General features: G+C 31.8%; 11 protein-coding genes. 1 reads left to right on the top strand and 10 read right to left on the bottom strand.

Annotated elements, in window-relative coordinates; translation table 11 throughout:
- Positions 1-54: 54 nt before the first annotated feature.
- The 10 genes from QZZ48_RS01810 to QZZ48_RS01855 all read right to left on the bottom strand — a co-directional run bounded on the left by QZZ48_RS01810 (position 55) and on the right by QZZ48_RS01855 (position 11,225).
- Entirely contained in the window at positions 55-303 is a 249-nt protein-coding gene (locus tag QZZ48_RS01810; RefSeq protein WP_294961232.1) for a helix-hairpin-helix domain-containing protein, read from the bottom strand.
- A gap of 58 nt (positions 304-361) precedes the next feature.
- Entirely contained in the window at positions 362-1,573 is a 1,212-nt protein-coding gene (locus QZZ48_RS01815) for a glucose-6-phosphate isomerase (protein WP_294961235.1), read from the bottom strand.
- Positions 1,574-1,584: 11 nt separating this feature from the next.
- A complete protein-coding gene (locus QZZ48_RS01820; RefSeq protein ID WP_294961236.1) occupies positions 1,585-2,376 on the bottom strand; it encodes a DNA ligase in 792 nt (263 codons plus the stop codon).
- A 6-nt stretch (positions 2,377-2,382) separates the two neighbouring features.
- Entirely contained in the window at positions 2,383-4,512 is a 2,130-nt protein-coding gene (locus QZZ48_RS01825; RefSeq protein WP_294961239.1) for an STT3 domain-containing protein, read from the bottom strand.
- Positions 4,509-5,318: a glycosyltransferase family A protein gene (locus QZZ48_RS01830; protein WP_294961242.1), complete on the bottom strand. Its 810-nt coding sequence runs from the start codon at positions 5,316-5,318 to the stop codon at positions 4,509-4,511. The genes QZZ48_RS01825 and QZZ48_RS01830 overlap by 4 nt, the downstream gene beginning before the upstream one ends.
- Before the next feature lie 5 nt (positions 5,319-5,323).
- A complete protein-coding gene (gene mqnE / locus QZZ48_RS01835) occupies positions 5,324-6,385 on the bottom strand; it encodes an aminofutalosine synthase MqnE (RefSeq protein WP_294961243.1) in 1,062 nt (353 codons plus the stop codon).
- A gap of 5 nt (positions 6,386-6,390) precedes the next feature.
- A complete protein-coding gene (locus QZZ48_RS01840) occupies positions 6,391-7,998 on the bottom strand; it encodes a class II aldolase/adducin family protein (protein WP_294961246.1) in 1,608 nt (535 codons plus the stop codon).
- Positions 7,999-8,095: 97 nt separating this feature from the next.
- Positions 8,096-9,295, bottom strand: a complete 1,200-nt coding sequence (gene metK, locus QZZ48_RS01845; protein ID WP_294961248.1) for a methionine adenosyltransferase — start codon at positions 9,293-9,295, stop codon at positions 8,096-8,098.
- Positions 9,296-9,370: 75 nt separating this feature from the next.
- The gene (gene lsrK, locus QZZ48_RS01850) at positions 9,371-10,933 is read right to left on the bottom strand and encodes an autoinducer-2 kinase (protein ID WP_294961250.1); all 1,563 of its coding nucleotides are present in this window, start codon (positions 10,931-10,933) and stop codon (positions 9,371-9,373) included.
- A 4-nt stretch (positions 10,934-10,937) separates the two neighbouring features.
- Positions 10,938-11,225: a putative quinol monooxygenase gene (locus QZZ48_RS01855; protein WP_294961252.1), complete on the bottom strand. Its 288-nt coding sequence runs from the start codon at positions 11,223-11,225 to the stop codon at positions 10,938-10,940.
- 95 nt (positions 11,226-11,320) lie between these two features.
- Between QZZ48_RS01855 and QZZ48_RS01860 the strand changes: the two genes are divergently transcribed.
- A complete protein-coding gene (locus QZZ48_RS01860; protein WP_294961254.1) occupies positions 11,321-13,828 on the top strand; it encodes an HD domain-containing protein in 2,508 nt (835 codons plus the stop codon).

The raw sequence follows: 13,828 nt of genomic DNA on the forward strand, positions 1-13,828 counted from the left end.
TATGTAGGGGAATAATTTAAGTAAACTATATAAATACAACAAATGTTATGTCTTTTATTTTTTACAAGGACTTACTAATAAGTTACTCATATTTTTTTCAACTGTTTTACTACCAATACCTTTAACATTTACAAGTTCTTTGATATTTTTAAAACAATTTGCTTTTCTATAAGAGATAATTGCTTCTGCTTTTGTAACACCAATACCATTTAAACCTGTTAACTCTTTTTTAGAAGCCGTGTTAATATCAACAGCACCAAATAACACACTAAGACCTAAAAGCATAACTACAAAAAATTTCATTGTATATCCTTAAAATTTATTTATAACAGTATATAATAAAACCCAGAAAATAACAAATTCAATTTTTAAGCTTATTCTTCAATATTATTTTTCCACTTTCAACACCAGGTTGGTTATAAGCATCAATATACATAAACTTAGCACATATAGAAGTTAATAGTTCATATTCATACATTAGACTTGCTATCGCTCTTTCACTAACATCATCTATTGTTATTACATCACATGGTATGTCATTTAGGTTATTTATAGATTCTATTGTTGCATCTGCTTGAGAATTTATAAGTGATGAAAATTTCAATCCATCAATATAGTCTAACTCCTCTAGTCCATATAGTTTAATGTGTGGTATATTTAAATCACTATCAAAGTCATCTACTTTAATAACAGTTACTGTTTTATCTCTCTTACCCTCAACTATAAGCTGTAAAAAAGAGTGTTGATCTATCGGTCCTATAATTCCTATGGGAGTGAGACCTTGTCTTGTTGAGTTTATATCAACTTTTCCTAGGCTCTCACCCCAAAGCTGAATATACCATTTGTTAAAACCTTCAAGTCTTGATGAGTAGGAAAAAACTACATTTATATTAAAACTATTTTTATACTCAACAAAAAATCTAGCTTTTTTTATAAGTTTTTCATAAACAGCTCTCTCATGTGTTACGCCAAAGAAAGAGTCATGTATCTCTTTTGTACCCCTAAGCAGTTCATCTATATCTATTCCTACAATTGCTAGTGGAAGTAAACCAACAGCACTAAATACAGAAAATCTTCCACCTACATTTTTCGGTATTTCAAAACTTTTTATATAATTAGTTTTTGCAAAAGAGTTAAGCTTAGAATCATTTTCAGTTATGACTACTGTATTTATTTTATCACATTTAACAAGAGAATTTATATACTTAAAAATAGAAACTGTTTCTATTGTTGTACCAGACTTTGATATCACAATAAACAGAGTATCATCTAAGTCAATAGCTTCAACTTTTGATTTTATATCTATAGGATCCGTTGTTTCTAAAAAATAAAGATGTTTGCTCAGAGATTTAGAATGTTTTAAAAACTTATAGATTGCATATGTACCAAGAGTACTTCCCCCTATTCCAATAACTACAATATTTGTCTGTTTAACACTCGCTGCATACTTTTTAAAGTCACTGGTCTCTTGATGAACAAGATTATAATAACCTATTGTCTCTTTTTCTTTTTCTATCTCATTAAAAACGTCTGCATCTGATATACTTGGGTTAAAGTTGTGTTGGTATTTCATATCTCTTCTTTTTAGTATCTTTCATGTAGGAACACTGGGAATCTAGGATTACCTTTTGATGTTAGTCCATAATATTTAAATGTTATTATAGCACCTATTTTTGGTGGATTTGTTCTTTGTTTATTATTTAAACCACTTCCAATCTTTATAACTTTCTTATCTTTCATACGACAGGACAATGAGCCTACGGCATTTTTATACTTTCCATTGCCCTTATTGTAAGCGACTATTTCACACTCTGCATCTATGAAGCTCTTTACTTTTAAAGAATTATTATCTCTACCAGTATAGTAACTCAGACTGCCATCACGCACAACAACACCCTCTGCACCTTTTTTCTCGACACTCTTTAAAAACTCATATAAATACTTTTTATTTTTAACTTTTATCTGTTTAATCACTTTTATATATTTAGATGTTTTAATATGACTGAGTCTCTGTAAAAGATTTCCCTTTGCATCTGGAACTTCAAATATATTATAAGTAATACTTCTCCATCCACTATTCGGCTTCTTCTTATTTACGATTGAAGATATATTTGAGAAGTCTCCTCTCTTGCTCCATAGTTCTCCATCTAACTTATGTTTAGGAAATTCTTTTGTAAAAAAAGATGGAACTGCAAAAACTTTTCCACCTCTTGATATGAGTTTTTCTCCATCCCAGTAAGCTCTAACACCATCAAGCTTTTCACTCATATACCAAGAAGTCACATTTATATCTTTAGTATATTTATTTAATAAGAAGAGTTCAGGCTTCTGTGCGAATAGTGATGTAAAGAATAAGATTAGTAATAACGGTTTCATCTACATCTATATCTTTAGTTTATATACTTTAGCATGAGGATTTGTTATAACTTTTTCAAAAAGTGTTTTATCATACTCTTCTAAAACCATCAGTTGAATATAGAGTGAATTATATGTTTTTTCATCTAAGATTAAAAAGGTTTTATAGTCTGCCATATAAATAAGACTTAATTGAGCACTAAAATCAATAAGTCTAATGTTTTTTTGGAGTTTCATCTCTTTATCATAAAAAGTATTTACTACTCTTCTTAGGGCTATTTTCTTACCACCAACAATTAAACTATTATTTCTTTTATTTAAAGAGACACCTCTTCCTAACTCTATACTATTTTTACTATCTTTAAAGTTCTTACTTATAAAGAAAAATGGTGCTTTACCTTGTTCCCCGTTCATTAGATTTATATTTGAAAAAATATTTACTGTTGGAAAGATACTTAACATTCTATAAGGAAGATAAAAGTAGATATCCCTTGTCTTCTTTGGCAGTTTAATATCAGTTGGTAGTGATAGCAAAAAGTCGTTTGTATCATCAAACCCATATTCTTTTGTCATCTCTTCTATATTTGTAAAGAATTTTACTTTTTTAGATTCATTCAAATCTTTGTTTTTATCTATTAACTCAAAAGCTTTTTCAGTAAATTCTACATCTAACCTAGCCATTTTTGAAGCTACAGTTTGAGAATGATTTAGCATAAAACTAACTGGGAAGTTAACACTTCCACTATGTTTACCACCATCAACTAAAGTTTTTACATCTGAGTAATAACGGATAGGGTAACCATAGTCCCACCAAGAGACAACGTAGTCTTGTCTACCTGCTAGAGTTTTTAGTTTATCCAAAACTTCTACTTCACTAGAGTTAAATACAGTTGGAACCTTATATGAATCTATATGTTTATAGTTTGGATATAAAATTGCTAGAGTGAAAGTTATCATACTAAGATATTTTAATTTTGTTGTTGGCATCTTTTGTGAAAGCTCAGTTATTAAAAAAGCTACTCCAAAGGCTAAAATAGGAACAGCATAAATGGTAAATCTTAGTCCTCCAACTAGGGCTAAAAAACCAAGACCAATCATAGGAAGTCCAAAAAGCATGATTCTATGTTTATATGCTAAATAGATGTATCCGAGTATAGATAAAATAAGTGTAATAGTATGACCGCTTATACGATTTGCAAATGTCTCAAATGGAATTTTACCAGCTTCTCTAACGGTTTGCATAACAGAGTAAAAATGAAGATTCAGACCATCTTTAGCCATGCTAATAGCATCTGTAAATACATAAGCTTTTAATTTGCTCCAAATAGGATTAAAGCCACCAGTTGCAAAAAACGCTAAAATAGATATAACTAAAATATGATAAATATATTTTTGAAATTTTTCTTGTTTAAAAGTATAAAATATACCAATAACAATAGGGAAACGGATTAGGGCATCTATATTTAACATGGCAAACATCATAATGGCTAATAATTTATAGTTATAAAGATTTTTTCTGTCAAATATTAAAGCATAAAATAGTATCAGTGTAAAAAATGAAAATTCTAAAGCATAACTTTGAGGGTACCACCATCTATATACTAAAATATCAAAAGCAGTAATAAGTAAATACTTATCTTCATTGATCTTTATCGCCCAGATTATAGACCATAACAAGAACATTGGTAAAACTATATTTAGCATATCTGTATCATAATAGCCTACCATAGTACGGTTATAATAACTCCATGCTATTGATGCCAAAAGAGCTGCAATAAAACCAAGTTCCAAATTGTCTATACTTTTAGCAATTAAAATAATTGGAACTACAACTAACGAACTTAAAACAACTGGCATATAGAATATAATAGTTTCAAAAGTAAAAGGCAATATATAGGCAAAAAATGCTGTTAATTGAGATACTGCAGTTGTAATAGGAGAATAATCATTTTCCTGAGAGACACAACTAAGGATATCTCTTGCACCCTCTGCCCAAAAATAACCATCATTTGTATTTATCATAAACTGACCGTTAAAAATAAATGGCTCAAAACCATTAAACTGATAAACCCAAATCATACGCATAGCTACTGAGAATATAAATGCGATTGCTATATAGCCAATCGTCAATTTTATTTCTGATGATATATTATTCAACTCTTCAAATCCTCTATCTTTTTTTCATAAATTTTAATTTCTTGTATTTTATCATGTTTTTGAGCACCTGTTAGTAGTAGGCTGTATTTTTCAATTAATGTATTATTTATAAGTTCTTCTTTAGAGTTTGAAATTTTTAAAAGTTTTTCTAATGATTTAACTCTAAACCGATCCATTCCCCAAAACTTCATACTAAGCTGATCAGCATCTCCACCATACTTTGTAATTAATTTTTTATCTACTAGCCCTATCTCATTTATCATAGCCACTCTCAACCAAAGGTCATAATCCTCACAGACTTCTAGACTCTCATCAAAAAGCCCTACTTCGCTAAGTAAGTTTTTATGAATAATAGTTGAAGATGGAGCTATAAAACAATGAGAAAGGCACTCTTCAAAAATGTCTCCACCAACTTTTCGATACTTTTTAGGTATTTTTACCTCTTTTAAATTACGTATCCATTTTTCATCAGTATAACTAATCTGTAGTTTTGGACACTTTTGATGTAACTTTAAATGTTCTTGAAGCTTCTGGGGATGCCACTCATCGTCTGAGTCTAAAAATGCTATCCATTCAAAGTTTGATTTTTTTATACCTAAGTTTCTAGCACTTGAAACACCTGAATTTTTTTGATAATAATACTTTGCATCTGGAAAAGTTTTTAAAATTTGTGAAGTTTTATCAGTTGAGCCATCATCAATAATAATGACTTCTTTTGGTTTATGTGTTTGTGCATAGACAGATTTAAGTGCACGTTTAAGAACTTCATATCGGTTATAGGTTGGAATGACAACCGATACATCCATCTATACTACCACTCTTTTATTTCGTTATATAGACTATCTCTCTCTACTGGAGTAAATCCACTATTTTTAATAAGTGCTACAAATTCTTCTAAGTTTACACCATTTGCACTAGCGGCACCTGCGGCTGAGTTTATAGACTCTTTTTCTATTGTTCCATCTAAATCATTTGCTCCAAACTCTTGAGCAACAAGAGCTAAGTTTACGGTTGAAGTAACCCAGTATGCTTTTAAGTTTGGAACATTATCTAAAACTATTCTACTAATTGCCATAGTCTTTAAAATCTCATTTGCAGTCATAAACTCTGTAACTTTAAGGTAGTTGTTTTCAGTCTGATACACAAGAGGAATAAAAGCATTAAAACCTTTTGTCTTATCTTGTAAATCCCTGATTCTCATCATATGGTCTATTCTATGTTCTCTTTTTTCAACATGTCCAAAAAGCATAGTAACGTTTGACATCTTTCCACGTTCATGCCATTTTTGATGAATTTCAAGCCATTGTTCTGATGTCAATTTACCCTTGCAAATATAGTCTCTAACTTTTGTATCAAAGATTTCAGCACCACCACCTGGCATTGAATCAACACCATTTTCTATCATCAAATCTAGTATCTCATCATAAGTTTTTCCATACTCTCTTGCTAAAAAATCAACTTCAGCAGCAGTTAGAGCTTTTACATGCATATGAGGATAAGCATCTTTAATTTTTTTAAATATTTCTAAGTACCATTCTAATCCAGTATCTGGATTATGCGCAGACACAATATGCACCTCTTTTGCACCACGAGAATCAACATCTTTTACGATACCCATAATTTCATCATGAGTCATAGTATATTCATTTGGATTTTTTCTATTTGCGGAATATGCACAAAACTTACATATATCTGCACATTTATTAGTAGGGTTAATATGACGATTTATATTGAAATATGTCTTATTTCCATGAAGTGCTTTTCTTTTAGCATCTGCTAACTCTCCAAGCTCAAAAAAATCCATATCATAAAGGCTAAGAGCTTCATCAAACGAAACTCTTTCCCCTGCTAAAATCTTCTCTTTTAATGTCATTTCTATTATCCTATATTGACTTGTGAACCAGTAATATTAGCAAACGGTTTTGAAGCCATTGCACAAACAAGTTCAGGTATGTTTTCTAAGTTTTTACTTACTAAAATTGTATTTACTCTAACTCCAATATTTTCATACTTTACTTCTTTTTCATTTTCCGATGCCAGTATAATTGCCGAAGCATCTATTCCCAATTTTAGAAATGGAATTGTCTCTTGTATTAACTTTACTTTTGACACAACAATATCAATTCCACCAAAGTTTCTTACTACAGTTGTAATCGAATTTTGTATATCAGTATTAGAATTAAGTGTAACTACTGAAGCACCTCTTGCTCTTAGTATCTGAGCTATCTCTTTTGCTTTGCTAAGCTCACCATCAACTAATACAATCTTACCATTAAACTCAGGAGTGCTTCCAGATTTTTTTAGTTTAGCCTGTTCAAGTTCCCAATACTCTACTTCAAAAATTTTTGCAGCACTAAGTGCTTTATATCCACCAAGTTTTTCAGCTTTTAAAATCGCTTCAAAGGTGTGGTCGTTTATATCTTTGATGATATTTGCTTCTTTAGCATTTTTACCAAAAGATAGAGTTCCATTGTTTTTTAGTATTGCAAAATTTGGTGCAGGGTTTAGAAGTGTCTCGTTCGTTTTATTATCTTCAAAATATTTCGTATATTCTTTAACATAAAATGCCAAGTCAGCTTCAAAATCTTCGCTTATAATTGCAGGGATACGTTTTGTTCTAATAACATGATCTGGAGTTAAAGGACCCTGTGTTGCAATTTTTTCAATATTTTGTTTTGAGAAGTTAACAGCTCCATTTGAATCATTCAAGATTGAGATGGTAGCACAGCCTTTTATCTCTGACATCTTACGTCTGATAGATGCTAGTTCTAAAAGCTCGATATTTATACTTTCTTCACTAACTTCTAAGTTAGCACCATTAGATGTTAAATATTTTTCAGCTTTATCAACCAACTCAATAGTCTTCTCATAAGATTTTTTCGCGTTATCATCAAAAGTAAAAAGACCGTGATTCATAAGAACCATTCCCTCTAACTCATCCCAGTTTACATCTCTTGTCATGTCATAAATAAGTTTTGTAAGAACAAATCCCGGCATAATGTAAGGAATAATAAGAACTTTATCACCATAAAGCTCTTTTATTTTATCTTCACCACCCTCTGTATTTGTGATAGTCACAATAGCATCTGTATGAGTGTGATCTACAAATTTATAAGGAATAACAGCATGTAAAATTGCTTCAACAGATGGATTTGGAGCAGATGGATTAGTCATAGCAAGTCTTTGATACTTAACCATATCAGTATCATTGAGCTCTTTTAACTCAGCCATACGAAGTAGCATCTCCATCTTTACAGGAGCAAACCCCTCAGCTTCTATAGTTGCTAAATCCCAACCACTACCCTTTACATATAAAATATCTTCTGTCTCGCCAAAAAGATTTGTTGCAGTTAATTTTACAGATGTGTTTCCACCGCCATGCAGGACTAAAGAGCTATCACGTCCAAGTAGTCTTGATGTATAAACTCTTAAATCTAAATCTGTTTTAAACTCACTTGATTCTTTGTCATTGTATAAGCTCTTCATTTTTTCTCTTTTTGTTATATTTTCGAAGTATTTTATTTGTAAAAGGTTTTGAGTGGTATCTATAGGATGGCTAAAACTCAGACTAAGTGTCTGAATTTTATTTTAGTTTATTGAATACATCCATAGCATCTAGTTTTTCCCAAGGATAGTCACTTTGACCAACTTGACCACGAGCAGCAACATCTGCATAAAGAAAAGTCTCAGCACTTGGCTTATCCAGTCCAAACTTCTTAGTAATCCAGTTTGGAGTTAATGAGAAGTTTTCACTTACAAAAGTAGAAAGCTTATCATCATCAATACCATCACAAACTGTTCCATATGTGTCTACAGAAACTGAAGTTGGTTTAGCTACGCCGATTGCATAAGAAAGTTGAACTGAACATTTTTTTGCAAAACCAGCAGCAACAATATGTTTAGCTACCCATCTAGCAGCGTAAAGACCACTTCTATCAACTTTTGTGTAGTCCTTAGAAGACTGAGCACCACCACCAATAGGAGCGTATCCACCAAAACTATCAACAATTAGTTTTCTACCAGTAAGCCCTGAGTCGTGTAAAGGAGAGTGACTTACATATCTACCAGTTGGATTTAAGTGAACTATAGTCTTTTTAGGATCATAAAGGTCAGTTGGAAGTCCAGCATCATTTATTAGTCCTTGGAGTAATTCTCTAACTTCAGTGATATCCATATCTTCATGTGATGGAGCAGATACTACAATAGTATGAATTGAAAGAGGATTACAATTTTCAAAATTTTCTTTATTTCCATAATCAAGAGTAACCTGTGTTTTAATATCAACACCAAGTTTATGATTGTGTTTTAGAGCATAGTGGTAAACTTTATCACTTAAAATTCTTGCATAAGTAATAGCAGCTGGCATATAATCAGCTGTTTCACTTGAAGCATAACCAAACATAATTCCTTGATCACCAGCACCTGTTTCACCATCTTCTTGGTCAACACCTTGATTAATATCAGGAGATTGTCTATTTAATAGAATCTGTACTTTCACATCTTCAGGAAACAAGCACTGTTCTCTTGTAAAAGCACTTTTACCATCATAACCGATGCCTATAAGTGCATCTTTTACAATTTTCTCATACTCAGCATCACTAAGGTTAGCTTTTGAAGTAACCTCTCCACCTACTATTACATGTTTTCCAGCTACAAATACTTCAGATGCAACTCTACTTTGAGAGTCAGCAATGATTAATTTATCAACTATACTATCTGCTATGATATCCGCACACTTATCTGGGTGTCCTGGGGCTACTACTTCACTTGTAAATAAATACATTTATTTCCTTGAATTATTATCAGTATAGAGGGATGTCTCCCTATAAACTAGTTTGAAAAGCAACTTTAATCTAGGCTATAAGCCTGGTGCTTTCCACATTGAAGATGTGATATTATCATCTACTAACTTTAGTTGTGCTTCATAAGCTTTTTCGAACTTTATTTTAAGCTCATTATATGTCTTATTATTTTTCATATTTGGTTCATAAACTTTATCCCATACAACTAACTTTTTTGCTGCAGCTGAGATTGAGTCATATATACCAGCACCTACCCCAGCTGCCATTGCAGCACCAAGTGCTGTTGCTTCTGTTACTTTTGGAATACGAATTTCACAACCCGTTACATCAGCTAAGATCTGGGACCATAAAGCACCTTTACTAGCACCACCAGCAAAAACTATTGTGTTAATTTCTAAATCTGTAAACTCTTTTATTTTATCCAGATTTATACTTGAGACAATTGCTGCATTTTCTTGTAAACTTCTAAACATAGAAGCACGATTACAAATTTCAGGATCAAGGCTAAGATTTAAAAAGCTTGGACTTGCGTGATACCATTTTCCATACTTCATTGAGTCAGAAAAAACTGGAATAATTCCATAAGAACCTACGGGTATATCTTTAGCTTTTTGTTCTAAAATCTCATAAGCATCTACCCCCTGCTCTTTTGCTTGAAGTTTTTCCATCTCACAGAATGCATCTCTAAACCAACGCATGACTAAACCACTAAAAAAAGTAATTCCTTCTGCTTGGGATTGATTTTGTATAACATGAGGATTTACTCTAATTCCCATATCTTTTGGAGGTTGAGTAGCACTTGGGATATTTACAACCTGTTGCCAGAATGAGCCACCAAGTATTGCCACATCACCGAGTTCTACTACACCTAAACCTGCAGAGCCTAGTTGAACATCTCCACCACCCATAACAACTTTTGTACTCATTGCAAGTCCTGTCTCAGATGCAGCTTCTTTAGTTACAGTTCCAATAAGAGTTCCAACTTCTAAACAAGGAGGGAAAATATCATCTTTTAAACCGACTTTCGTAGCCATTTCACTCATCCAATCGCGTGACTCTAGAGAGAAGATTCCTGTAGTTCCGCCGTTGCTTGGATCAGTCGCTATTACAGCGCTAAGACGAGCTAATATCCAATCTCCAATCATAGAGATTTTACTAACCTTCTCATAAACTTCAGGTCTATTGTTTTTTAGCCACATGATTCTTGGAAGTGCTCCCAGTGCAAAAGTCTGCCCAGATGCTTTGTAAAAGTCTTCTTCGATGCCAGCAAAATTTTCTTTAAGATACTTAACTTCTTTATCAGCCCTTGCATCTACATTTGCAACGGCCCAAAGTTCTTCTACATTTTCATCATAAAGAACTATACCTTCTCTCATACTTGTAGCACTTAGAGCAATTATATCTTCGCCACTTAGCTTAGCATCTAAAAGAGCTTTTTTTATACATCCAACTACAAGTTTCCAGTTAGCTGTAAAATCAAAACTCATAGAATTAGCTACACCATCTTCTGCCAAATGAGTCCATTCTTTTTGTGCAGCAGAAATTTGATTTCCATCTGTGTCAAAGATAACTGCTCGAACACTTCCAGTCCCTGCATCTATGGCCATTAAATAGCTCATAGTTTTATCCTAAAATCTCTAATTCATCACTATATTTACTTTCACAATATGGCTCATAACTTGATTTATATACTGCATAGTGCGCAGATGCTTTATGACCATCAAGTGCAACCTCATTTCTCCAAGTCTCAACTGCCATAAATTTTTTAGGGTTATTTTCGTACTGAAAAATATCATATAAAAGACATCCCTCTTCTATCTTACTAGGTTTTACCATAGCTGTTAAAAGCTCTTTCATCTTTGCTTCACTACCCTCTTTTGCTATAAATGTTACTCTTTTTGTAATTGTCATTATATTTGTCTCCATATGCTTAATTTTTAATCTTGAAGATTATATCTAATTTATACAACTACACTATAATAGTAAAAACAGATGAGGATTTTTTTTTGGATTTACTACTAAAAATAGAAGATATCATAGATAATAATGGTTCAGACTTTGAACTTTCAAAACTTTTCAAAGCTTATATTAACGAGTATAAAGCTTCACTGCCAGAGCTTTTTGAAAGCTCTCAAGGTAAAGATTTTTTAGTTAAACACACAAAAAAGCTAGACTCTGTCATCTCTTTAATGTACAAAACAGTTTTAAGACGTGTCTTTGGAAACTACTTACCTATGAGAAGTTCTATCCCAGTAGCTATTGTAGCTCTTGGAAGTTATGGAAGAGAACAACTATGTGTGAATAGTGATATTGATCTTCTAATTGTTTATGAAGATGTTGATGGATTTAATACTCAATTGATTATAGAAAAACTTTTCTACTTAGCCTTAGATGCAGGCCTTAAACTTGGGCATAGAGTTCACGAAACATCTGATCTTTTTAAGGCTGCAGGTGAAGATATAACAATAAGAACTTCACTAATGGAATCACGTCTTATAACTGGTTCTGCTTTTACTTGGCATGCTACTCAAAAAGAGCTAAACAAAATAAGACTTTTCAATCAAAAAGAGTTTATACTTGCCAAAATAGATGAGGCTCAAATAAGAAGAAAGAAATACTCAACATCAATGCAGCCAAATATAAAAGAGAGTGTTGGAGGTCTTCGCGACACTCAACTTCTTCTATGGATAGCACAGACTATTTATGGTGTACAAAGTTTAAGAGATTTAAGTCCAAAAATGTTTTCTGATGATGAGTACAGAGAGTTCAGAATAGCTTTAGAACTTTTATTTCGTGTTAGAAGTTCCTTGCATCTAATAACACATAAACAAGAAGACAGACTAATTCTCGATCTCATGCCACAAGTAGCAAAAATGCTGGGATTTAAAAATGAACAAAAAATGCTTACAAAAGTTCTTCATGCTCAGTGGCGTATAAGCAACTTCACTCAAATTTTTGTCAAAAAAATGGTTAGACCATATATTGCTGATATGAGTTATGTTAAAAAATTTAGACATAATCGTTTAAGCCGTGGAATCTATCTTTTAGAAGACAGACTCTTTGCTTCTTTCAACCTTAAAATCCAACCAATCAACACTCTGTTGAAACTTCTAGTATCTCTGCCTGATAAGTTTTACCATTTTGATGCAGGTTTTTTAAACCAGTTAACATATACAAAAGTAACTTACCCTCTTACAAAAAAAACTTATATACTACTAAAAGCCTTACTTTCCAAAGATAATATTTACTGCTTTTTAAAATTATTTTATGATGCAGGAATTTTACATGAACTTTTTTCTAGTTTTAGAAAAGTTCTGCATCTCCCTCAATTTGACGGATATCATCACTATCCTGTAGATTTTCATTCTATAAAGTGTATTGAAGCACTTGAAAATATAACAGAACCTTTTATACAAGAACTCCATGATGAACTAACAGTTGAAGAAAAGCTTTTACTAAAAGTAGTTGTATTATTTCATGACACAGGAAAAGGTCGGATACAAGACCATTGTGAAGTTGGAGCAAAACTTGTCGTCCCATTTGCAAACAAATTAAATTTTAGTAGTGAACTAACAGAAAGAGCAGTTACTCTTATTAAACATCATATTCTTATGAGTAACGTCGCTTTTAAAGAAAATATTCACAACGAAAAAACTCTTTATAAATTTATGTCTAGCGTTAAAGATACCAAAAACTTAAAACTTTTATATATTATTACTTACGCAGATATTAATGGTGTGGGCGAAAATGCATATAATTCTTTTAACTCTAGACTTCTTCATGACTTATACTCTAGTGCATTAGAAGTTTCAGAAAATAGCGAAAGAATTACAGATGCTTTAAAACGAGTTACTATAGAAAAACGTATTAAGAATTCTGATGCTTTTAAAGAATTACCAAAACTTCTTCAGACTAAACTACTTAATGTAGAATCAAATATGTTATTTTTTAAACATACACCTCTAGATATAGTTAGAATTGCAAAAAAAGCAAAAGAAACAAAAGCGTATGAGTATAATATTTATGCTAAAAAATCTCTAAGTATTGAAATTTTCAGAAAGGTTCCACTAAATGTTGGATATCTTTTAGCAACACTAAGTCATTTGGATGTTGCATCTATGGAAATATTCACCCTATTTGATGGTATCAAATATTTCAAAATAGAGTTCATAAAAAATGTAGATGGTAATGAGCTTATAGAAGTAGAAACAATTGTTAACAATGCATTTGATATGAGCAGGCATGTGACAATGAAAGAAGTAAGTATTGATAAAAAAGAGATCATTATAGATTGTGATCATTCATTAACACATGCTGAGCTTAAGGTAAATACTAAAAATCAGATTGGTCTTCTTGCCTACATTATGGAGTGTTTCGAAGAATTAGGAATAAATATTGTAACAGCTAAGATTCACTCCACTAAACATAAGGTGCGTGATAGCTTCTTAATGGAAAAACAAAATGATATATGCAATAATGTCGCAAAAATATATGAACTATTAACTAAGGACTAA

This window comes from Sulfurimonas sp., from assembly GCF_016744025.1.
Taxonomy (GTDB): domain Bacteria; phylum Campylobacterota; class Campylobacteria; order Campylobacterales; family Sulfurimonadaceae; genus Sulfurimonas.

What these genes read in the sequence shown, in the direction of transcription:
- mqnE (WP_294961243.1), bottom strand. Translation starts at nt 6,385, where the DNA reads ATGACATTAAAAGAGAAGATTTTAGCAGGGGAAAGAGTTTCGTTTGAT.
- QZZ48_RS01820 (WP_294961236.1), bottom strand. Translation starts at nt 2,376, where the DNA reads ATGAAACCGTTATTACTAATCTTATTCTTTACATCACTATTCGCACAG.
- lsrK (WP_294961250.1), bottom strand. Translation starts at nt 10,933, where the DNA reads ATGAGCTATTTAATGGCCATAGATGCAGGGACTGGAAGTGTTCGAGCA.
- QZZ48_RS01815 (WP_294961235.1), bottom strand. Translation starts at nt 1,573, where the DNA reads ATGAAATACCAACACAACTTTAACCCAAGTATATCAGATGCAGACGTT.
- QZZ48_RS01830 (WP_294961242.1), bottom strand. Translation starts at nt 5,318, where the DNA reads ATGGATGTATCGGTTGTCATTCCAACCTATAACCGATATGAAGTTCTT.
- QZZ48_RS01840 (WP_294961246.1), bottom strand. Translation starts at nt 7,998, where the DNA reads ATGAAGAGCTTATACAATGACAAAGAATCAAGTGAGTTTAAAACAGAT.
- QZZ48_RS01855 (WP_294961252.1), bottom strand. Translation starts at nt 11,225, where the DNA reads ATGACAATTACAAAAAGAGTAACATTTATAGCAAAAGAGGGTAGTGAA.
- QZZ48_RS01810 (WP_294961232.1), bottom strand. Translation starts at nt 303, where the DNA reads ATGAAATTTTTTGTAGTTATGCTTTTAGGTCTTAGTGTGTTATTTGGT.
- metK (WP_294961248.1), bottom strand. Translation starts at nt 9,295, where the DNA reads ATGTATTTATTTACAAGTGAAGTAGTAGCCCCAGGACACCCAGATAAG.